This is a genomic window from Ponticoccus litoralis (assembly GCF_039769985.1).
GTDB classification, from domain to species: Bacteria; Pseudomonadota; Alphaproteobacteria; order Rhodobacterales; family Rhodobacteraceae; genus Ponticoccus; species Ponticoccus litoralis.
In genome coordinates this window covers 1,015,378-1,036,524 of the sequence record NZ_JBDNCH010000002.1, presented here as the reverse complement: position 1 = coordinate 1,036,524, position 21,147 = coordinate 1,015,378, and the positions used below count along the sequence as shown (strand labels likewise).

Below are 21,147 nucleotides of genomic sequence, written 5' to 3'. Positions count from 1 at the left end.
GGATCAGGACGGGGTCACGATGACGGTGCCGCCGCGGGTCGGGACCGCGCAGCTGTCCGGCGTCAGCGGCGGCATGCCGCGATCCACCAGCACCGCCGGTTTCTGCGACGCGCGGCAGGCCGGAAGGCTGACGGGGCGGTAGCCGAGGCGGGCCATGCACTGGGTGACGACATCGTCGCGCAGCGGCGCATTGGCGTCGTAGCTGTAGCGCTGGCCGCCGTAGATCCGTCCGGGGATCGTGTGGCAGCGCAGCTTGTCGCCCTTGCCGTAGCATTGCGTCCGGGGCGGCGTGCTGCGGATCGGCGTGACGCCGATCTGGGTATTCGCGGGCACGGTCCGCACGGCCTCCACCCGGCAGGCGGTCAGGTCCGCCGTCGACTGACCGGCGGTGCCTCCGGTCTTGTACCAGGTCTCGACCGGGGAACAGGCCGACACGAGAAGCAGGGCGGCGGCGATGAGGGGCTTGCTTGTCTGGGTCACGATCTGTCCGGGACTTCGGGGCGCACCTGCCGGAGGGTCCGGCAGGTGCCATGTGTCGGATCCCCGGCGGATCAGAACTGCAGGGCCGGGCAGCTGTCGTTGGCGTAGTAGCTGACCACCTCGATCTTGCCGTCGATGATCTTCTGCTTGGCCTCTTCCGCTGCGGCGGCCATCTCTTCGGTGATCAGGGACTCGTTGTTCTCGTCCACCGCGTAGCCGACGCCCTCTTCGGCAAGGCCGAGGGTGACGGTCTTGCCGGTCTCCAGCCCTTCGCCCGCCGACATGGCGTCGTAGACCGCGACATCGACGCGCTTGAGCATCGAGGTCAGCACGGAGCCGGGGTGCAGGTGGTTCTGGTTGCTGTCCACGCCGATCGAGTAGATGCCCTCGTCCGCGGCGGTCTGCAGCACGCCCACGCCGGTGCCGCCGGCGGCGGCGTAGATCACGTCCGCGCCCTGGCTGATCTGCGCCTTGGCCAGTTCCGAGCCCTTCACCGGGTCGTTCCAGGCGGCGGGCGTCGTGCCGGTCATGTTGGCGACGATCTTGATGTCGGGGTTGACCGCCTTGGCGCCCTGCGCGAAGCCGCAGCCGAAGTGGCGGATCAGCGGGATGTCCATGCCGCCGATGAAGCCGACGGTGTCGGTTTCCGAGGCCATCGCCGCCAGCATGCCCACCAGGTAGGAGCCCTGATGCTCCCGGAAGGTGGTGATCAGCACGTTGTCCGGCACCTCGGGCAGGAAGCCGTCGACGTTGACGAATTTCGTGTCCGGGTAATCCGCGGCGACCTTGCCCATGATGTCGGCGATGGCGAAGCCGGTTGTGACGACCGGGTTGAAGCCCGCCTCGGCAAAGCGGCGCAGGGCCTGCTCGCGCTGCGCCTCGGACTGGATCTCGATGTCGCGGTAGCTGCCGCCGGTTTCGTCGGCCCAACGCTGCGCGCCGTTGTAGGCGGCCTCGTTGAAGGATTTGTCGAACTTGCCGCCGAGGTCGTAGATCAGCGCCGGGTCGGCCAGAGCGGCCCCGGCCGAGAGGGCCAGCGCGGCGACGGTGCCGAGGGTCTTCTGCATGAAGGTCATGGAATGCTCCCAGTTGCATGTGCGGACAGAAGACCTGCCCGTCTGATTGTGACAGGCCAATCAAAGCCGCAGGGGCCGGGACGGGTCAACCGGTTTTTGCAGGCGCAGCAGTGACGTCAGGGAAGTGCGCGGTCCATCAGGACGGCATCGTCGGGGGGCTGGTCCGGACGCCGGTAGTAGCCCCGGCGCAGGCCGATCTCGCGGTATCGGTGCCGACTGTAGAAGGCGCGGGCCGGGGTGTTGGCGGCGGCAACCTCCAGCAGGACACGGGTGGCGTCGCGGGCGGCGGCCGCTGCGTGGAAGCCTGTAAGCGCGGCACTGGCGGCGCCCTGCCGCTGGTGGTCCGGGTCGGCGGCGAGGGCGAGGATTTCGGCCTCGCCCGCCACCACGAGGCCCAGCACGAAGGCGTGTTCGGTCGTGGTCAGCAGCGCATGGGGGCGGGCGAGCGTCTCGGCGAAGGCCTGCGCGCTCCACGGCGCCATGTGGCGGTAGGCGCGGGCCGAGAGCGCGGCGAGGGCCTCAGGCGTCATCGGCGTCGAGGATCACCGGCGGCGGGTCGCTGGCGGGCGCGGCATCGGCGGGTTTGACGTAGAGCGGCGCGGGCCGGGGACCGGGGGTCTTGGCGGCGGCGATCCGGGCGAGCGTCGCAATATTGGCCTGCCAGTCATCGTCCGGGCAGGCCGCCCCGGCCGGATCGGTGACCATGGGGCCGAAGGCGATGCTGCCGTCCGGCTGCTCGATATAGGCCTGCTCGCGCGGGCCGGGCACCACCGCAAGAAGGGCCCCGGTGCCCGTGCCGGCGCCGTGCACCGGCCCGTGGCGAATGATCTCGAAGCCGGACACACCCAGCGCGGGCACCTTCAGCGCCAGCGCCAGCCCGCGCGCCGCGCTGACGGCAAGGCGGATGCCGGTGAAGTTGCCGGGTCCGATGCCGACGCCGATGCGGGTCAGATCGGCCCAGGCGGCCCCGGTTTCGGCCAGCAGCTCTTCCAGAAGCGGCATCAGCCGCTCGGCCCGGCCCTTCTTCATGGCTTCGACGCGGGCAGCGAGGATGTGGTCGCCGCCCAGCAGGGCAGCGGCGCAATGCGGACCGGAGGTGTCGAAGGCGAGGATCATGGGCCGCTTATGCCGTGGGTGCGGGGTCTGTGCAACGCGGGGAAGCCGGTTGGAACCGGCTTCGAAGCGCCTGTGGAGGCGCTTTTGAAAGGCCCTTCGAAGGGCCTTTCACGCTCAGACCGCGACGGGGCGCACCTCGGAGACCTCGGGGATGTAGTGGCGCAGCAGGTTCTCGATGCCCATCTTCAGCGTCAGCGTCGACGAGGGGCAGCCCGCGCAGGCGCCCTGCATGTGCAGGTAGACCACGCCCCGGTCGAAGCCGTGGAAGGTGATGTCGCCGCCATCCTGTGCCACCGCCGGGCGCACGCGTGTGTCCAGCAGTTCCTTGATCTGGTTGACGATTTCGCCATCCTCGCCGTCGTGCTGGGCATGGCCGCCGGCCTGAGCCGCACCCTCTGCCATGACCGGCGCGCCGGACTGGAAATGCTCCATGATGGCGCCGAGGATCGCCGGTTTCAGGTGGTCCCAGTCGGCGCTTTCATCCTTGGTCACGGTCACGAAATCGGTGCCGAAGAACACGCCGGTCACACCCTCGACCGCGAAGAGGCGCTGCGCCAGCGGCGACTTCTCTCCGGCCTCGGGCGTCGGGAAATCGGCGGTCCCCATCTCCAGCACGGTCTGGCCGGGCAGGAACTTCAGCGTCGCGGGGTTCGGGGTGGATTCGGTCTGAATGAACATCGGTTCTGCACCTTTTCTGGCCTGACCTCCTATATGCGCTTCCGCGCCCGAGCCGTCAAGGATTGGAACCGTTCTAAACTGTGGGCGCCGGTCGACGCGGGCGCGCAGGGCGCTGGCGCTCATCCTGCGGTCCATGGGCGCGGGATGCAGCGCCACGGCGCAGGGGCCGCGCTGGTCGGGCAGCGGGCGGCGGCGAGGGCCGCGGCGCCATGGCGAAACCGGAGATAGCCTGATGAAACGGCTTGGGGTCGGTTCAGGTGATGGCTTCCAGCCGTTCCTTGGACAGATCGCCGGGCACGATGGTGACCGGGATCGGCAGAGAACCGGAGTTGCGGGTCATCTGGTTGACCAGCGGGCCGGGGCCCTTCTTGTCGATCGAGGCGCCCAGCACCAGCAGGCCGATCTCGGGATCGTCGGAGACCTGCGCGAGGATCTCGGTCACCGTGTCGCCCTCGCGGATGACCAGTTCCGGGTCGACGCCCTGCTTGTCGCGCATCCACTTGGCGAAGACTTCGAAATGCGCGTGGATGCGTTCGCGGGCCTCTTCGCGCATGATGTCTCCGACGCCGATCCAGTGGTTGAACTCGTCCGGCGGGATCACCGACAGGATGGCCACGCCGCCGCCTGACTTCGCCGCGCGCATGGCGGCGAACCGCATGGCGTTCAGGCATTCTCGGGAATCGTCGAGCACGACGAGGAACTTGCGCATCGGGGGCCTCCTGTTCCGGGACAGTGGCAGAGGGTCGCGGGCCTGTCCAGCGCGGCAGGCCGGCGGGGGCGCCGGATGCGGGGGCGGCGGGGTGCTGGGGGGGGCGGTCGCACGACAGCGGGCAGAGCGTGGCGTGGCCCGGCGGGACCGTCGGGCGGGTGCGGGTCAGGCCTTCGGGTCGCGGGGCCCGGGCGGGGGCTGTCCGCTGCCCCGGCGCCGCTGTCGGTGCGCGCCGCCGCCTGCCGGGCCGCGCGGCGCGCGGCCTGCTCGCGCTTGTGGTTGCGGTGGATCACGGCGATGGCGCCACCGAAGAGCGCCAGAACGATCAGGATGACGATCAGCTTTTCCATGGCCGTGCCCTACGCAGAGCCGGCCCAGTCCCAGTACATCTCGCGCACGCGTTTCGTCAGCGGCCCCTGCTGGTAGGACACATCCTCGAAGCCGCTGACCGCCGTGACCTTCTGCATGTTGCCGGACAGGAAGACCTCGTCCGCGGCCTCGAAATCCGCGAAGGACAGTACGCTTTCGACCACTTCGATGCCCTCGGCCTTCATATTGCTGATGTGTCGCGCGCGGGTGATGCCCGCAAGGAAGGTGCCGTTCGGGATCGGCGTGAAGACCACCCCGTCGCGCACCATGAAGACATTGGCCGTGGCGCTTTCGGCGACATTGCCCATGGCGTCGGTCACCAGCGCGTTGTCGAAGCCGCGCGCCCGCACCTCTGCCAGCATCCGGGCGTTGTTCGGGTAAAGGCAGCCCGCCTTGGCGTTCACGACCGCGCTTTCCAGAACCGGGCGGCGGAACCGCGTCTTGCCCAGCGTGACGCTGGCGGTGTCGGACGCCATGGGGATGCGTTCGAGGCAGATGGCAAAGCCGGTCTCATCGGGCTGCGGCACGATGGCCGTGACGTCGCCGTTGATGCCCCAGTACATCGGGCGGATGTAGACGGCGGCGTCCTCGGGGTAGGCCTTCAGCCCCTCGCGGACCATGTCCACCATGTCCCCGGTCGAGACGGTGGGCCTCAGCATCAGCGCCTCGGCAGAGCGGTTGACGCGGGCGCAATGGGCCTCGAGGTCGGGGACCATGCCGTTCACCGCCCGGGCGCCGTCGAAGACGCCGGAGCCCAGCCACGCGCCGTGATCGGCGGCGCGGATGATCATGGCATCGGCATCGTGCCACTGGCCGTTGAAATAGGTGCGGATGTCGGTGCCGGTCGCCATGGGTCTCTCCTCTTTGCGGCGGAGCCTAGGGGCGCCGCCGCGCAAGGTCCAGCCCGTGTGGCGCAGGGGGCGGGATGGCCCGCGCGCCGGGGCCGGGCCGCCCGCCCCGCGCCCGGGTCAGGCGCCCGCGACCGGACAGGCCGCCCTCGGGCGCGCCCGCTGGTTTCAGGCCAGCTCGCCCAGCAGTGCCTTCAGGTCCAGCGGGCGGTTCGACATGACCAGCTCGCCCTCACCGTTGCGCGGCCAGTCAGCCGGATCGCGGTCGCGGTACAGCTCGATCCCGTTGCCGTCGGGGTCCGAGAAATACAGCGCCTCGGAGACGCCGTGGTCGGCGGCGCCTTCCAGTTCGATGCCATGGTCCAGCGCCAGCTGGAACGCGGCGGCCAGCGCCTTGCGGTCGGGATACAGGAAGGCGGTGTGATACAGGCCCGGGGCGCGCGGATCGGGGCGGGGTCCGCCTTCGCTATGCCAGGTGTTCAGGCCGATGTGGTGGTGGTATCCGCCAGCGGCCAGAAACGCGGCCTGAATGCCGTATCTCTGCGTGACCTCCAATCCGATCACGTCGCGGTAAAAGGCGATGGAACGGTCGAGGTCTGTCACCTTCAGGTGAACATGGCCGATGCGGGTGTCGGGATGGGCTTTCATGGCAGGTCTCCTTCTTTGCCCCGGAATATAATGGGCGCGGCAGAGGCTGATAATCCGGATGGGCGCGCGGGATTGGTGCGCAACCGCACATTACGGGGTGCCGAGAGACGAATTCGCACACTTGCAGGGGCAGGGTGGCGCCAATCCTTCACGCGGGCCGCCCGCCCAAGGCCGCCGCAGCGCCGTCCCCCGATGCGTCGTGCAGCCCATGCGGCTCGCCGATACCGCCCCTGCATCGCGCCGTCCAATCTATCATGATAAATTGACAGTTCCCGCCCGGCGGCGCATCCTGCGCCGAAAGGAGGCCCCGTCATGATCCCAGTCCAGCCCGACCGTTTCCTCGCCGACCTGCACGCGCTGCGCGCCATCGGGGCCGCGGGCAGCGGCAAGGGCGTCGTGCGCACCGCCTACAGCGCGGCGGATGTGCAGGCGCGCGACTGGCTGGCCGGGAAATATGCCGAGGCCGGGCTGAGCCCGGTCTTCGACCCCATGGGGTCGGTTTTCGGGCTGGCCGAGCGGCCCTCGCTGCTGATGGGCAGCCACTCCGACACCCAGCCCGAGGGCGGGTGGCTGGACGGCGCGCTGGGGGTCATCGCGGCGCTGGAGATCGCGCGGGCCGCGCGGGAAAGCGGCGGCCCGGCGCTGTCGGCGGTGTCCTTTCAGGACGAAGAGGGGCGCTTTGGCGTCACCACCGGCAGCGCCTGCTGGGCGGGTGTGATCGACCTTGCCGCGGCGCTGGAACTGACCGACCGCCATGGTGAGACGCTGGGTCAGGCGCGCGCCGCCATGGGCAGCCGTCCCGGCACATGGGTCGATCCGGCGCGCTTCACCGGCTATCTGGAAATGCACATCGAGCAGGGGCCGGTGCTGGACCGCGCCGGAGAGGCCATCGGCGTCGTCGAGGCTATCGTGGGCATCCGCGACATGGTCATCCGCCTGACCGGAGAGCAGAACCACGCGGGCACGACGCCGATGCACCTGCGCCGGGACGCCTTTCAGGCGCTGGCCCGATTCAACGCCCGCATCGAAGAGCGTTTCGGCAATGTCGTCACCCCGGCGACGGTCTGGACCATCGGCCATGTCAGCCTGCATCCCAACGCGCATTCCGTGGTGCCGGGCCGGGTCTCCTTTTCCATGCAGTGGCGTGACGGCGACGAGGACCGGCTGGACCGGATGGAACGGATCATCCGCGACACCGCGACAGAGATCGCGTCGGAGGCGGGCATGGCGCTGGAATTCGGCCCCATGCTGGGCGTGGCGCCGGTCGCCATGGACGAGGGCCTTCGCCGCGCGCTGGAAGAGGCCGCCACCGAAGAGGTGCCGGGGCGCTGGCGTACCATGCCCTCGGGCGCGCTGCACGATGCCTCGAACATGGCGCGGCTGATGCCCTCGGCCATGCTTTTCGTGCCCTCGATCGGCGGCGTCAGCCACACCTTCGACGAGGATACGGACGAGGCCGACCTGGTGACCGGCCTTCGGGTCATGGCAAATGCGGTGGCGCGCATCGCGGGGTGACGCAGGGGCAGTGCCGCGCTATCCTGCCGTTGCAAGGCAAGGAGGCGGCGATGGATCCGGTTTCGCTGGGGTTCTATGCAACGGTCTGCGGCGTGCTGGGACTGGCCGGGCCAAGGCTGGGACGGGCGCCGGTGCGGCTGGCCATCGGCGCATTGGTCGGTGTGGTCGCGGTGGCGGTGTTGCCTCATGTCAAAACGCTGCTGGGCACGGCAGAGATCTATACCACGGTGCAGCCGTAACGCATGGGGCGCGCCGGGCTCGGGGCCGTGCACCACCATCGGCGTGTGGTTCCCCGGGGCCAGCGGGCAGGGCCTTGCGGAGGGACCAGCCGACAGGACGATCCTGCCCGGCGCAGCCGTGACAGGGCATCGCGGAAAGCCCGGCGACGATCCCGCGTGCCCGCGCGGTTATTCCCAGACGACCTCGCCCAGAAAGATATAGCCGGCGCCGTAGATCGTCTTGATCAGGCGCGGGTTGCGCGGGTCCTCGCGCAGCTTCGTGCGCAGGCGGGAAATCCGCACGTCCATCGCCCGGTCAAAGCTTTCGCCCGCCGCGCCGCCAAGGCTTTCCTGCATCTGCGCGCGCGAGATCAGCCGCTTGGGGCTTTCGAGGAACAGCCGCAGGACTTCGCCCTCGGCATGCGAGAAGGGGGTCTCTGTGCCGTCGTCCGCCTCCAGCGCGTAGCGGTCGAAATGGGCGGTCCAGCCCTCGAAGCGGGCGGTGTTGCCGGTGGCGCTGCGGCGCGGGCCGCGCAGGCGGGCGCGGATGCGGGCCACCACCTCGGCGGGATCGAAGGGCTTGATGATGTAGTCGTCGGCGCCCAGTTCCAGCCCGGTCACCCGGTCCTGCACCTGCGCGCGGCCCGAGATGATGATGATCGTCGCGCCCTGTTCCAGCGCCAGCCGGTGCACCACCGACAGCCCGTCGCGGTCCGGCAGGCCAAGGTCCACAAGGCAGACATCCGGCGTGGTCCGGCGCAGCGCGGCCTCGAACTCTGTCGCCCGGGCGAAGGCCTGGCAGCGAAAGCCCGCCTCGGTCAGCGTTTCTGACAGAAGCGCGCGAATGGCGGGCTCGTCGTCGAGGATGGTCACAAGGGCTGTCATGGGTACTGGATACTGCGGGCAGGGCGGCGTGGGAACCGGCTTCGGGGCAGGGGGCGCCGCGATGGGGCGGAACGCGGCGTCAAGGCCCGGCAGGACCGGGGGCGGGGACCTGCGGCGCGCGGGCCGCTGCGCCAGGTTCGGAGGTCTTCGCCCGTGGCGCTGCGGGCGGGATCGCGGGGCGCGGTGCGGCGGGAAAGAGGGGGTGCCCCGTCAAGGAACCGCCTTGCAGGGCGGGCGGAGCCGTCGGCGGCTGCGACAGGGCGGCCGGTCCGGGGCGTTCCGCGACGGCCGGGGCCGGACCGGGAGGGCCGCCGGGTCATGGCAGCGCCATCCGGGGGGCGGCGGCCTGCAGCGCGTGGGACAGGGCCGCCGGTCCGAAGGGTTTCGCCAGCACCGGGGCCGGGGCGGCGGCGCGGCGGTGCAGCGGGTGCCCGGCGGGCAGCGAGGTCATCAGCACCACCGGCAACCCGGGCAGCAGCCCGACAAGATCGGTGCCGGGCTGCTCGCCCTCCAGATCGACGTCCGACAGCACCAGCGCCACATCCGGCAGGCCCTCGGCCAACGCCCGCGCCTCGGCGACAGAGGCCGCCTCGACCACCGCATGGCCCATGGCGGTCAGCATCTCGCGCACCGGTTCGCGCAGGTCGGGGCTGTCCTCGACCAGCAGCACGAGGCCGGAGGCGGGCAGGGCGCCACCCCGCCGCAAGGGCAGGCGCAGGGTGACGCGGGCCCCGGTGCCGGGGTTTTCCAGCCGCACCGACCCGCCCGCGAGTTTCGTCATGTCGTAGACCATGGCCAGCCCCAGCCCGGTGCCCGCATCGCCCTTGGTGGTGAAGAAGGGCGCCAGCCCCTCGGTCAGGGCGCGGGGCGAAAAGCCCGGCCCGGTGTCCGAGACGGTCAGTTCCAGCCATGTCTCCTGTACCTCGCGGGCGGCGATGCGGATGGTCCCGGCGGGGGACACGGCGTCGCGCGCGTTCAGGACGAGGTTCAGCAGCGCGTCCTGCATCTGCCCGGGGTCGAGCATGAGCAGGCCGGTGGTGTGGTCCTCGATCTCCAGCGCGATGCCGGTGGGCAGCACCGGGGCGGCCAGCGTGTGCAGGTCGTCCAGCAGGCCGCTCAGCCGCAGCGGGCGCGGCTGCCAGCGGCGCTGGTCGGTGATATCGGCGATCCGGCCCAGCAGGTCGCCGCCCCGGCGCGCGGCCTGAAGCGTGGCGGCGATCAGGCGCTGCGCCTCGGGGTCGTCGGTCAGCCGCGCCAGCTTGGACTGCATCCCGAGGATGATCGTCAGCAGGTTGGAAAAGTCATGCGCCATGCCGGAGGTCAGCTGCGCCGCCATCTCGCGCCGCCGCGTCTGTTGCAGGGCGGCGCGGGTCTGGGTTTCCTCGGTGACGTCCTGGCTGAGGATATAGGCCCCCGGTTCCAGCGGATCGGGGGTAAAGCTGGCGCGGATGCGCCGGGACGAGGTCTCGTCGGTGAACTCGAAGGTGCTGGCGCGGCTCGTCCAGCGCCGCCTCCAGATGCGGGCGCACCCGGTCGTAGGCCTGCGCGCCCAGCGTATCGGCGATGTGCATCCCGAGGACCGAGGACGGCCGCCCCGGCATGACGTCGGGCAGGCGGTTGTTCGAGAAGGTATAGCGCCGGTCGGCCCCGACGCGGGCGATATGGGCGGGCACCATTTCTGCGGTGGTGCGCGTGCGGGCCTCGATCTCGACCAGTTCGCGGCGCGCCTCTTCAAGCGCGGCATTGGCCGAGGCGAGACGGCGGTTGGTGGCGGCCAGTTCCTCGGAGCGGGTCAGAACCTCTTCGGAGAGCAGCTCTGACCGGGTGCGCAAGAGCTGTTCCTGCGCGCGGACATCGGTGATGTCGGTATAGACCGTGACCCAGCCGCCCTGCGCCAGCGGCGCGCCCTCGACGCTGATCGTCCGGCCATTGGCGCGGGTGCGCTCCATGTAATGCGGCTCGAAGGCGCGGGCGGTGGTGACGCGGTCGCGGATGGCGGCCTCTATGTCGCTGATCGGGCCGTATTCGCCACGGGTGACGAGATGGCGGATGGTCTCTTCGAAGGTGGCGCCGGGGCGGGTGAGATGCTCGGGCAGGTCGAACAACTCGGCAAAGCGGGCGTTGCAGACGGCGAGTTTCAGGTCGCTGTCGTAGATCGTCAGCGCCTGCTGGATCAGGTTCAGCCCGGCCTGCGTGAGGGATGCGCGCGATGACATGGGGGCAGGCTATCGTCGGCAGCGGTGCCGCGCCAGAGGCTTGCCGGGGCGGGCAGCGCTTTGCGGTTCCGGGTCCGGGCGGGCGGTCCGGGGGGCGGCAGGCCATGACCGTGCCGGGGCCGTCTTGCGACATCCGCATGGGGCGCGGCGGGTGCAGGCCCGGCCCGGGGCCGGCTCTGCGCCGATGACAGCGGTGACATGGCGCAATTTCGGTTCACCGGTGACGGTTGCGCCGAAGTGTATTAATCTCGGCAAACCTGCTTGTCCCGGGCGGTCGCGCCGAGGGTCCCGTCGGGCCCGGTGGCCCGCGCCGGACGGTGGGTTGGCTTATCGCGAATCCCGATCAATGCATGCGCACTCTTCGCTTCCAATTTCATGCGATGCTGGCAAGTGTCCGCCAGTTCAGCGGCGCCGCATCGGGCGCCGCCTATCCAGATGAGGAGAGGACCCGACGTGGACGTTCATGAAACGAAGCTGACACATGCCGATCGGCAGGGGCGGCGGGTGCGGCTGGGCTTGCTGTCACCGGCCTCCGATATCCTGATCGAGCGCGACTTCTGGCGGCTGGGATTGGCCGCGAATGTCGATATCTACACCACCCGGATCGCGCTGGAGATGCCGCTGACGCCGGTGACGCTGGCCCGGCTGGCCGATGGCATCGGCGATGCCACGGAACTGCTGTTGCCCGAGGCGGAAATCGACGCGCTGGTCTTCGGCTGCACCTCGGGGTCGGCGGTCATCGGTCCCGACAATGTCGCGGCGCGGGTGCATGCGGTCAAACCCGGTCTTGCGGTCACCAACCCGGCAACGGCGGCGGTCGCGGCACTGGACCATCTGGGCTGCAAGCGTATCGCCTTCATCGCGCCCTATACGCCGGACGTGGCAGAGATCACCGCCGATGTCTTCCGCAACGGCGGCATCGCCATCAGCAGCGCGCGCTGCCTTGGCCTGCTGACGGACGAAGAGATCGCGCTGCCCGGACCGGATCACTATCTGAAGGTGCTTGAGGCGATGGACCTGACGGATGCCGAGGCGATCTTCATTTCCTGCACGACCTCGCGCGGGCTGGACGCGATTGCGCCGGTCGAAGCAGCGACGGGCCTGCCGGTTGTCACCAGCAATCAGGCGTCCTTCTGGCACGCGCTTCAGCTGATCGACCGGCCCGCCCGGATCGAGGGCTTTGGCCGCCTTCTGCAATAGCGAAGGCCATGTCGGCCCTGCCTTGCAGGGTCAGCGCGCGCCACCCTTCGCGGATGGCGCGCACAAGGGTCAGCCCAACAGGGCGGTCAGCGTCGAGATCAGGCTTTTCCCGCCAAGGAAGAGCGTCACGATGGCCGCGAGAGCCCCGAGGGTCAGCGAGAGTTTCGAGTTCACGTACTCACGCATGAAGCGGGCCTGACTGGTGATCACGACAAGGAAGATCACCGCGACGGGCAGGATGATCCCGTTGAGAACCTGGGCCGAGATGATCACGGCGATGGGGTTCAGGCCGGTCGCGGAGATCAGGATGCCGAAGATCAGGATCGCCATGTTGGTGGCAAAGAAGCGGCGGTCCGATTTGTCGTAGCGCCACCCGAAGATGCCCGCCAGAACATAGGAGGCCCCAAGCGGGGTCACGATGGCCGAGGACAGGCCCGCCGCGATCAGGCCGATGCTGAGGAAGTAGTTGGAGAAATCCCCCATGATCGGGCGCAGCGCCTCGGACATGACGGCGACGCTCTCGACGGGCACCCCGCGAATGACGGCCCCGGCGGTGATCAGGACCGCGGCGGTGATCACGCCGCCGACGGTGATCGCGACGAAGATGTCCAGCTTGGTCAGCGCCAGCTCGTCGGTGCTGGCAAAGGACTTGCGTGCGTTCACTGCGTGAATGAACAGGTTGTAGGGAACGATGGTGGTGCCGATCAGGCCCAGAACGAGGAACAGGCCGCCGGGCGGAATGCTGGGGATCAGGCCCGTCGCGACCTCGGACCAGTCGGGTCCGACGGCGAACATCGCGAAGACGAAGACGACCGCCATGATCGCGACCAGCACCATCAGGATCTTCTCGACCAGCTCGTAGGGGCCGTAGTTGATCAGGATCAGGATGGCGATCCCGATCAGCGGCCCGAGGATCTGCGTGGAGACGCCGGTGATGCTGGACAGGCCGGCGGCAGAGCCGGTCAGGTCGCCGCCCATGTAGGCGACGCAGCCCAGCGGAATGGCAAGCCCGACAAGCCCGAGGCTGAGATACTTCAGGATGCGGTTCTGGAAGGTCTTGCCGATGGCTTCCGCCAGTCCTTCACGGGTGACAACGCCAAGGCGGGCGGCCATTTCCTGCAGGACGATGGTGGCGATGATGGCGAAAGCGACGGTCCAGAGCAGGCTGTAGCCGTAGTCCGCGCCGGTGCGGGTTGCCGTCGTGATCGTGCCGGGACCGATGAAAGAACCGGTGATGACGACGGCGGGCCCTATGGCCCGAAGCTTGTCGCGAAACGAATGCTGCGGCGGTGCCGCGGTTTCAGTCTTGTCGTTCATTCTCTTCTCCCTTTGAGTGTCTGGTGGCCAGGGCTCTGCCTGGCGCCGGTGTGTCGGTTAAATTCCGTGGTCGCGCATGACCTCCTGCAGTCTCGCGGTACGAGCCGAGGCACAGAGTCCAGCCCAGTGTGCCGTGGCCGTAGTTCAGGAACACGCCCCTGGATTTGCCCGGGGCGATGATCGGGCGCGAGGAGGGCGTGCAGGGCCGGGCGTCGGACCAGGATTGCGCATCCTGTTCCTCGGCAGAGGCAAAGCCCCGGGCAAAGGCGGCCTGCGCGCCTTCCTTGAGCGCGGCAAAGCGATCCTGCTCGAAGGCAAAGCGGCGGCGGCCGATATCGGCCATGCCCGCGATCCGGACCTGATCGCCCAGCCGGGCGAAGACCATCTTGCGCTTGAGATCGGTGATGGAGGTCTGCATCGCCCCTTCCGTGGCGGGCAGCGTCACGGAATAGCCCTGCACCGGCCAGACGCTGCTGAAGGCAGGGCTGAAGGGCGCCGAGAGCTTGGTGCCATAGCCGGTGGCGATGACCACGGCGTCGCAGTCCAGCGTCTCGTAGTTGCGGAACATCACGCCATGGACCCGGCCCTTGCGGGTCAGAAGCCGCTCGGCCTCGCACTGATACCGCGTCCGCAGCCCGTAGGAGGCCGTCAGGTGCCCGATCAGCTGCGCACAGAACTCGCTTGGTCGCCCGGCGGCGTCGTCGGGGCTGTAGACGACACCCGCGATCTCGTCCCGGTAATGGGCGAGGGCGGGCTCGATGGCCGTCGCCTCGTCGCGGCTCAGCATCTGCTGCCGGATGCCCATCGAGGTCTTGAGCGCGTAGCCGCTTTGCGCCGCCGCAAAGGAGGCGGCGGTCGGGAAGAGGATCATCTTGCCCGAAACCGTGTAATCGAAGTCCATCTGGAACTCGTCCAGGACCTCTTGCAGAAGACTGCGTGTGCCAGCGGCCATCTGCAGAAGATAGCGGGTATTGGACAGATAGCGCGCGCTGCTTGTGTTCGCCAGAAAGCGCAGGCCCCAGATCAGGAACTCGGGATCGGCGTGAAGACGGACCCGATAGGCCGGGTCGCGCCCCAGCAGGATGCCCGGCAAGTGCTTCAGCAGCGAGGGCGATGCCAGCGCGTCGCCATAGGCATAGCTCAACTGGGCACCGTTGCGGACGCTTGCGCCCGCGCAGGGGCCGGCATTGCGGTCGACCAGAGTGACCTGATGCCCGGCCTTGCACAGCATGTAGGCCGAGGCGACGCCAACGACGCCCGCCCCGATCACGGCGACGCGCGCCATGTCAGCCGTTGTCCCGGAGGATGACGGTCAGTTCGATCTCGACCGGCACACCGCGGGGCAGGGAGGCCATGCCCATCGCCACGCGGGCATGGGCGGCCCGGTCGCCGAAGATGTCGCGCAGCAGCTCGGACGCGCCGTCGATCACCTTGCCGTGCTGGGTGAAATCGGGCGTTGCCGCCACGTATCCGCCAAGCCGGACGAAGCCTTCGACAAGGTCCAGCGACCCGCAGATCGCCTCGACCTGCGCAAGCGCGTTCAGCAGGGCGCAGCGGGCGCAGTCGCGGCCCTGTTCGATCGTCACATCGGCGCCCGAGGCTGCCGACCATCATCACCTTGCCGTCCTGCAGGGGCACCTGCCCGGAGACGGTGACGGTATTGCCATGGCGCACCGCGCCGCGAAACGCGCCCGGTGGGGTCGAGGCAGCCGGAAGCACGAGGCCAAGCGCGGCCAGTTTCTCAGAAACGTTCATGTCGGATCCAATCCGTTGAGGGTGTCGGCTAGTCGTCGGCGCCGCAGCAGGCGCGCACGAAATCGTTGACGATGGCGCGGTCGAGCCGCGACAGTCGGTACTCGGGATGCCATTGCAGGCCGACGCAATAGCTTTCGGTCAGCCCCTCGATGGCCTCGGCCACGCCGTCGGGCGCAACCGCGGAAACAACGAAGCTGCCGCTGCCGCCGATGCCCTGCCGGTGCAGGCTGTTCACCTCTGCGGTTGCGGCCTGCGCCAGCCCGGCAAGCCCGGTGCCGGGCGCGATGGCGATCCGGTGTCCGAAACGGTCGGGCACCGCGAAGGGCAGGTGCTCTGCCGCGGCTTCGATCTCGTCCGGAATGCTGTCGATCAGCGTGCCGCCAAGGGTCAGGCCGATCATCTGCATGCCGTTGCAGATCCCCAGCAGCGGGCGGCCCGCATCCAGCGCGGCGCCGATCAGCGCCATCTCGAAATCGGTCCGAAGGGGTTTGACCGTGACGTTCGGGGTGCCGCCGGTGATCAGGAAGCCGCTGAAGCATTCCAGATAGCGCGGGATCTCCGCGATATCGTAGGAGAGGATCACCGGGATGCCGCCCGCCTCGCGGATGGCCTCGGCATAGTTCCGGCGCACGATGTACTGCGTTTCCGTCGAGCCGTCCCGCCCCGTCGTCGCAATCGGGCGTGATGGCGATCAGCGGCGCCCGCGCGGTCACGACAGCCACCGCGTGGCGATATCGACGTAGATGTCGACCACCTGGCGAGATCCGCTCTACGCTGGCGGTTTCGTTCGCCTGGCCGCTCATGCCCAGATCGCCGGGGCCGACGATGGCGAAGGGCACATCCAGACCTTCCAGAAGGATCGCACCGTCGCTGTAATAGGACACGCCCTTGATCTGCGGCGCATGGCCCGTTCGGCTGGCGATGGCCGCGGTGCAGGCGGCCACGAAATCGCTGTCCGAGGGTTCTTCCACCGCATGTTTGAAATCGGTGATTTCTAGCGAGACGCCCGCGGGCAGCACCGCTTCCAGCTGCGCCATCACCGTTTCGACCGCGATGCCGGGGCCGAACCGGACGTCGATCTCGGCAGAGCACCGGTCGGGCGTCACATTGACCGCGCTGCCGCCTTCGATCCTGCCCACGTTCACCGAGGGCGGCGTCAGCAGGGGATGCTCGGGCAGGTCCAGCGTCAGGCCGCGAAGGTCCGTCAGGAAATCGACCATCAGGTCGATGGCATTGATGCCCGCCGCGCCAGAGACATGCCCCAGCTCACCCTTGGCCGTGGCCTGCAGCCACAGGATCGCCTTTTCTACGACGATGATATCCAGCGTGCTGGGCTCGCCGCAGAGGAAGGCGCCGATTTCCGACTGGAAGCCGGATTTCACCAGATGGTGCGCGCCAAGGCAGTTGGCGCTTTCCCCAGCCGTGAAGGCCAGGATCACGTCGCCCGCAAGCGGCTCGGCGCGCCGGTTGATCCGGTCGGCGGCGGCGATGAAGGTCGCGACCGCCGATTTCATGTCCGAGGCGCCGCGCCCGCGCAGGCGATCATCGACAACATCGCCGGCGAAGGGCGGGAACTGCCAGTCCTGCTCGCCCACGGGGGTGGTGTCGAGATGGGCGGACAGCACCAGGGGCGGCTTGGCCCCGGTTCCGCGCACCCGACCGATCACATTGGCACGGCCCGGCAGGAACTCGTCAAGCTCGTGCTCGATCCCGAGGGCCGCAAGCTGGCGTGCCACCGCCTGCGCCACCGCAAGCTCGCCACCCGGCGGGTCGCAGCTGGGGATGCGGACCAGCTCTGCGGTGAAAGCGACGGCGTCGAACAAATCGGAATGAACCATGTCTCCCCTTTCCTCTCCACTTCGGGCTTCGGGGTAGCTACGGCATCCGTTCCGCAAACATAATCGGTAAAGCTTGCTTCATTTATCGGAATATGTGATAAATGGCGATGGACACCACCGCGCTGAAAAGTTTCCTGGCCGTTGCCGAGATGGGCAGCTTCACCGTGGCTGCGGCGCATCTGAACCTCAGCCAGTCGACGGTCAGCGGGCATATCCGGAAGCTGGAAGAAAGGCTTCAGGCGCAGCTTTTCAACCGCACGACACGGCGCTGTGAGCTGACCACGGCAGGCGAGGCCCTGTGCGTCCGCGCGCAGGAGGTGGTCGGCGCCGCCGACCGCCTGATCGAGGCTTTTGTGCCCAGCTACCTGGGCGGTGCGATCCGGCTGGGCATCCCCGAGGATTACCACCTGTTCCCGGCCATCATGGCCGCTATTCAGGAGTTTCTGGCCTCCGTGCCGAAGGTCTCCGTCAGCATCGACGCCAGCCTGTCCGAGCGCCACCGCAAGGGGCTGCGCGACGGCTATCTGGACCTTGCGGTGATGCGGCGCCCGGTCGGCCCGGATACCGACCCGACGCTTGCGCGCAGCCCGCTGGTCTGGATCGCGGATCCGGGCCTTGATCTGGACGGCGATGCGGCGATCCCTCTGGCCCATGTCAGCGGCCCCTGCCAGTACTTCCGCGCGGCCAGCGCGGTGATCGAGGCGGCGGGGGACCAGTGGCGGTCGGCCTGTTCCTGCAGCACGCTGGAAGGCGTGCGGGCCGGGGTCAGGTCCGGCCTTGGTGTCGGCGCGATGCCGATCGAGGATTGCACCGATCCATCGCTGATCCGGTCCCATCCGCGCCTGCCTCCGCTGCCGCAATTCAGCCTGATCGTCGAGGTTTCAAGCGTCGATCCCCCGGTGATCGTGCGCGCCCTTGCCGACAGGCTGCGGCGATTCGTCGGGCAGGTTGCCTGACGCGCCAGGCCGCCGTCCGGATGCCTCTCGCGGCCCGGGGCAGGGCCGGATGCCCGGTCTTGCTGCGGCGCGGCCCGGGCCCATTCCGGGCCGGGGAAAAGGACGGGCCGCCATTCACCGCCGACCCGGGCGGCCCCTGTTACAATTCGTAAGAATTGGGAAAACATCAGGAAAAAGTTGACCGCAAGCCTGAGCGGGTCCCACACTGGGTACAGAATCGTCCGCCATGGAGAAGGGCCCGGCCAACGGGTTCGGCGGAGGCCGGAAAGACCGGCGCAGGGAGGAAACGGATTGGCTCACATGGTTGAGGGCGCGGCTGGTCTGCGCTCCATTCCCGACTTGCTCAAGCGCAATGTCGCCGAGTTCGGCGGTGCCCCGGCGTACCGCGAGAAGGAATACGGGATCTGGCAAAGCTGGACCTGGTCCGAGACCGCGGAAGAGATCGAGGCGCTGGCGCTGGGTCTGCTGAACCTCGGCGTGAACGAGGGCGACTTCATCGCCATCATCGGGCGCAACCGGCCCACGCTCTACTGGTCCATGGTCGCCGCGCAGATGGTCGGGGCGGTGCCGGTGCCGCTCTATCAGGATGCCGTCGCCGAAGAGATGGAATATGTCCTGGGTCATTGCGGCGCGCGTTTCGTCATCGCCGCCGATCAGGAGCAGGTCGACAAGGTCATCGAGATCCAGGACGACCTGCACCAGTTCGAACACATGATCTACGTCGACCCGCGCGGTCTGCGGAAATACGACCACAGCGCCCTGCACCAGTTCGACCATGTGCAGACGCAGGGCCGCGCCGCGCGCGACGAATTCCTGCCGGAACTGGACCGGCGGCGGACGGGCCTTGGCTACGACGACACCTGCGTGATGCTTTACACCTCGGGCACCACCGGCAAGCCCAAGGGCGTGGTGCTGTCCAACCGCAATATCGTCGAGGCGGCCAAGTCCTCTGCCGAGTTCGACCACCTGAAACGCAGCGACGAGGTGCTGGCCTATCTGCCCATGGCCTGGGTCGGGGATTTCATCTTTTCCATCGGGCAGGCCTACTGGAAGGGCTTCTGCGTCAACTGCCCCGAAAGCGCCGACACGCTGATGACCGACCTGCGCGAGATCGCGCCCAGCTATTACTTTGCCCCGCCCCGGATCTTCGAGACGCAGTTGACGCAGATCATGATTAGGATGGAGGATGCCTCGCCGCTGAAGCAGCGGATGTTCAAGCACTTCATGGCCCATGCCCGCAAGGTCGGGCCGCGCATCCTGGACGGCAAGCCGGTGGGGGCGCTGGACCGGATGAAGTACCGGCTGGGCGAGTTCCTCGTCTACGGGCCGCTGAAGAATGCCATGGGCTTCAGCCGGGTGCGCGTGGGCTATACGGCGGGCGAGGCCATCGGGCCGGAGATCTTCGATTTCTACCGCTCGCTGGGGATCAACCTGAAGCAGCTTTACGGGCAGACCGAGGCCAGCGTCTTCATCACCGTGCAGCCGGACGGCGAGGTGCGCTCGGACACCGTGGGCGTGCCCGCGCCGGGGGTCGAGATCCGCATCGGCGACAGCGGAGAGGTCTACTACCGTTCACCCGGGACCTTCGTGGAATACTACAAGAACCCCGAGTCGACGGCGGACACCAAGGACCCGGAGGGCTGGGTGGCCACGGGGGACGCGGGCTTCATCGAGGAAGACAGCGGCCACCTGCGGATCATCGACCGCGCCAAGGACGTGGGCAAGATGGCGGACGGGGCGCTGTTTGCGCCGAAATACGTCGAGAACAAGCTGAAATTCTACCCCAACATCCTCGAGGCCGTGGTCTTCGGCGCCGGGCGCGACCGCTGCTGCGCCTTTTTGAACATCGACCTTTCGGCGGTGGGCAACTGGGCCGAGCGCAACAATATCGCTTATGCGTCCTACCAGGAGCTGGCGCAGCACCCGCAGGTGCTGGAGACGCTTCAGGCCCACGTCGAAGAGGTCAACGAAAGCATCGCGCAGGACGAGATGCTGTCCGGCTGCCAGGTGCACCGCTTCCTCGTGCTGCACAAGGAGTTGGACGCCGACGACGGAGAGCTGACGCGCACCCGCAAGGTCCGCCGCAAGGTGATCGGCGAGAAGTTCGAGGACCTGGTGACGGCTTTGTACGACGGATCGGAGTCCGTCTACACCGAGACCGAAGTGACCTACGAGGACGACCGCAAGGGCAAGATCAAGGCGACGCTGGCGGTGCGGGACGCAAAGACCTGGCCCGTCGCGCAGGCGAAGGTGGCGGCGGAATGACGAGCCGGACGCTCCCGTTGCGCGGATCGCAGGGCTTCGCCCGTTCGCGCCTCACACCGTCCCCCGGACGGTGTGTCGCCTGCGGCGAACCGGGGCTTACCCCACCATCCCGCAGGAGGTGGGGTCCGGGGGGCGCTACTGCCCGCGAGCCCACCGCCGGTTGCAGCTGTGGAGAGGGGTATTTGGGCCAAGAAGAAGCAGGGAGCCTGCGCATGAAGGACACCGAGGGCTACGTCACCGCCGACGGGCGGCAGATCGGCGGCACGCTGATGGAGATGCGCAATATCACGCTGAAGTTCGGCGGGCTGGTGGCGATCCAGTGATATCTCTTTCGACATCCGCGAGGGCGAGATCCGGGCGATCATCGGGCCGAACGGGGCGGGCAAGTCCTCGATGCTGAACATCATCAGCGGCTTCTACACGCCGACCGAGGGCGAGGTCTGGTACAAGGGCGAAAAGCGCCCGCCGATGAAGCCCTACGAGGTGGCCCGCATGGGTGTCGCGCGGACCTTCCAGAACATCGCGCTGTTCGAGGGGATGACGGTTCTGGACAACGTCATGACCGGGCGGCTCACGCATATGAAGGCGGGGATCGCGGCGCAGGCGCTGTGGTGGGGCAAGGCCCGCGACGAGGAAATGGAGAACCGCGCGCATGTCGAGCGGGTCATCGACTTTCTGGAAATCCAGCGCATCCGCAAGACCCCGGTGGGGCGGCTGCCCTACGGGTTGAAGAAGCGGGTGGAACTGGCGCGCGCGCTGGCCGCCGAGCCCTCGATCCTGCTGCTGGACGAGCCCATGGCGGGGATGAACGTCGAGGAGAAGGAGGACATGAGCCGCTTCATCCTGGACGTGAACGACGAGTTCGGCACCACCATCGCGCTGATCGAGCACGACATGGGCGTGGTCATGGACCTGTCCGACCGGGTGGTGGTCATGGATTACGGCAAGAAGATCGGCGACGGCACGCCCGACGAGGTGCGCGGCAACCAGGACGTCATCGACGCCTACCTGGGGGTGCCGCATGATTAAGGCGCGTCTTTTCGAACGCCATGCGGGCG

General features: G+C 68.3%; 19 protein-coding genes and 3 pseudogenes. 6 read left to right on the top strand and 16 right to left on the bottom strand.

What is annotated here, in order from left to right:
- Positions 1 to 3 precede the first annotated feature (3 nt).
- The 9 genes from ABFB10_RS06160 to ABFB10_RS06120 all read right to left on the bottom strand — a co-directional run bounded on the left by ABFB10_RS06160 (position 4) and on the right by ABFB10_RS06120 (position 5,924).
- Complete coding sequence (locus ABFB10_RS06160; protein ID WP_347165833.1) at positions 4 to 480, bottom strand: hypothetical protein; 477 nt, start codon at positions 478 to 480, stop codon at positions 4 to 6.
- Positions 481 to 551: 71 nt separating this feature from the next.
- Positions 552 to 1,556, bottom strand: a complete 1,005-nt coding sequence (locus ABFB10_RS06155) for a BMP family lipoprotein (protein WP_347165832.1) — start codon at positions 1,554 to 1,556, stop codon at positions 552 to 554.
- Between the two features lie 116 nt (positions 1,557 to 1,672).
- Positions 1,673 to 2,086: a GNAT family N-acetyltransferase gene (locus tag ABFB10_RS06150; RefSeq protein ID WP_347165831.1), complete on the bottom strand. Its 414-nt coding sequence runs from the start codon at positions 2,084 to 2,086 to the stop codon at positions 1,673 to 1,675.
- Positions 2,076 to 2,672, bottom strand: a complete 597-nt coding sequence (gene tsaB / locus ABFB10_RS06145; RefSeq protein WP_347165830.1) for a tRNA (adenosine(37)-N6)-threonylcarbamoyltransferase complex dimerization subunit type 1 TsaB — start codon at positions 2,670 to 2,672, stop codon at positions 2,076 to 2,078. Before tsaB ends, ABFB10_RS06150 begins: the two co-directional genes overlap by 11 nt.
- A 114-nt stretch (positions 2,673 to 2,786) precedes the next feature.
- Positions 2,787 to 3,350: a NifU family protein gene (locus ABFB10_RS06140; RefSeq protein WP_347165829.1), complete on the bottom strand. Its 564-nt coding sequence runs from the start codon at positions 3,348 to 3,350 to the stop codon at positions 2,787 to 2,789.
- Positions 3,351 to 3,603: 253 nt separating this feature from the next.
- On the bottom strand, positions 3,604 to 4,059 hold the full coding sequence (locus tag ABFB10_RS06135) for a universal stress protein (protein WP_206564135.1): 456 nt from the start codon (positions 4,057 to 4,059) through the stop codon (positions 3,604 to 3,606).
- A complete protein-coding gene (locus tag ABFB10_RS06130) occupies positions 4,014 to 4,409 on the bottom strand; it encodes a hypothetical protein (protein WP_347165828.1) in 396 nt (131 codons plus the stop codon). The genes ABFB10_RS06135 and ABFB10_RS06130 overlap by 46 nt, the downstream gene beginning before the upstream one ends.
- A gap of 9 nt (positions 4,410 to 4,418) precedes the next feature.
- On the bottom strand, positions 4,419 to 5,279 hold the full coding sequence (locus tag ABFB10_RS06125; RefSeq protein ID WP_347165827.1) for a branched-chain amino acid aminotransferase: 861 nt from the start codon (positions 5,277 to 5,279) through the stop codon (positions 4,419 to 4,421).
- Between the two features lie 165 nt (positions 5,280 to 5,444).
- Entirely contained in the window at positions 5,445 to 5,924 is a 480-nt protein-coding gene (locus ABFB10_RS06120) for a VOC family protein (protein ID WP_347165826.1), read from the bottom strand.
- 312 nt (positions 5,925 to 6,236) lie between these two features.
- Here ABFB10_RS06120 and ABFB10_RS06115 point away from each other — a divergent pair, with 312 nt between their 5' ends.
- Positions 6,237 to 7,439, top strand: a complete 1,203-nt coding sequence (locus ABFB10_RS06115) for a hydantoinase/carbamoylase family amidase (RefSeq protein ID WP_347165825.1) — start codon at positions 6,237 to 6,239, stop codon at positions 7,437 to 7,439.
- 50 nt (positions 7,440 to 7,489) lie between these two features.
- Positions 7,490 to 7,678 (top strand): hypothetical protein, encoded by a 189-nt coding sequence (locus ABFB10_RS06110; RefSeq protein ID WP_347165824.1) that lies wholly within the window; start codon positions 7,490 to 7,492, stop codon positions 7,676 to 7,678.
- Between the two features lie 168 nt (positions 7,679 to 7,846).
- Here the strand turns inward: ABFB10_RS06110 and ABFB10_RS06105 are convergent, their stop codons facing one another.
- Together ABFB10_RS06105 and ABFB10_RS06100 are read right to left on the bottom strand one after the other, a co-directional pair.
- Positions 7,847 to 8,542, bottom strand: coding sequence for a response regulator transcription factor (locus ABFB10_RS06105; protein WP_347165823.1), 696 nt, complete (start codon positions 8,540 to 8,542; stop codon positions 7,847 to 7,849).
- A gap of 316 nt (positions 8,543 to 8,858) precedes the next feature.
- Positions 8,859 to 10,758 (bottom strand): annotated as a pseudogene (locus ABFB10_RS06100) (hybrid sensor histidine kinase/response regulator).
- Positions 10,759 to 11,211: 453 nt separating this feature from the next.
- Here ABFB10_RS06100 and ABFB10_RS06095 point away from each other — a divergent pair.
- Positions 11,212 to 11,958: a maleate cis-trans isomerase family protein gene (locus tag ABFB10_RS06095; protein ID WP_347165822.1), complete on the top strand. Its 747-nt coding sequence runs from the start codon at positions 11,212 to 11,214 to the stop codon at positions 11,956 to 11,958.
- Between the two features lie 69 nt (positions 11,959 to 12,027).
- Here ABFB10_RS06095 and ABFB10_RS06090 read toward each other — a convergent pair whose 3' ends face one another.
- The 5 genes and pseudogenes from ABFB10_RS06090 to ABFB10_RS24005 form a co-directional block, all read right to left on the bottom strand.
- On the bottom strand, positions 12,028 to 13,275 hold the full coding sequence (locus ABFB10_RS06090; RefSeq protein WP_347165821.1) for an Nramp family divalent metal transporter: 1,248 nt from the start codon (positions 13,273 to 13,275) through the stop codon (positions 12,028 to 12,030).
- Entirely contained in the window at positions 13,259 to 14,560 is a 1,302-nt protein-coding gene (locus ABFB10_RS06085) for an FAD-dependent oxidoreductase (protein WP_347165820.1), read from the bottom strand. Before ABFB10_RS06085 ends, ABFB10_RS06090 begins: the two co-directional genes overlap by 17 nt.
- A gap of 1 nt (position 14,561) precedes the next feature.
- Entirely contained in the window at positions 14,562 to 14,861 is a 300-nt protein-coding gene (locus tag ABFB10_RS06080; protein WP_347165819.1) for a RidA family protein, read from the bottom strand.
- A 197-nt stretch (positions 14,862 to 15,058) separates the two neighbouring features.
- Positions 15,059 to 15,706, bottom strand: coding sequence for a gamma-glutamyl-gamma-aminobutyrate hydrolase family protein (locus tag ABFB10_RS06075; protein WP_347167946.1), 648 nt, complete (start codon positions 15,704 to 15,706; stop codon positions 15,059 to 15,061).
- Positions 15,707 to 15,824: 118 nt separating this feature from the next.
- Positions 15,825 to 16,868: pseudogene (locus ABFB10_RS24005) on the bottom strand (M20 family metallopeptidase); the annotation flags it as partial.
- Between the two features lie 101 nt (positions 16,869 to 16,969).
- Between ABFB10_RS24005 and ABFB10_RS06060 the strand changes: the two are divergent.
- From ABFB10_RS06060 to ABFB10_RS06050, 3 genes and pseudogenes are all read left to right on the top strand, one after another.
- Positions 16,970 to 17,824, top strand: coding sequence for a LysR family transcriptional regulator (locus ABFB10_RS06060; RefSeq protein WP_347165816.1), 855 nt, complete (start codon positions 16,970 to 16,972; stop codon positions 17,822 to 17,824).
- A gap of 300 nt (positions 17,825 to 18,124) precedes the next feature.
- Complete coding sequence (locus ABFB10_RS06055) at positions 18,125 to 20,089, top strand: AMP-binding protein (RefSeq protein WP_347167945.1); 1,965 nt, start codon at positions 18,125 to 18,127, stop codon at positions 20,087 to 20,089.
- A gap of 212 nt (positions 20,090 to 20,301) precedes the next feature.
- Positions 20,302 to 21,118 (top strand): annotated as a pseudogene (locus tag ABFB10_RS06050) (ABC transporter ATP-binding protein).
- Positions 21,119 to 21,147: the final 29 nt, after the last annotated feature.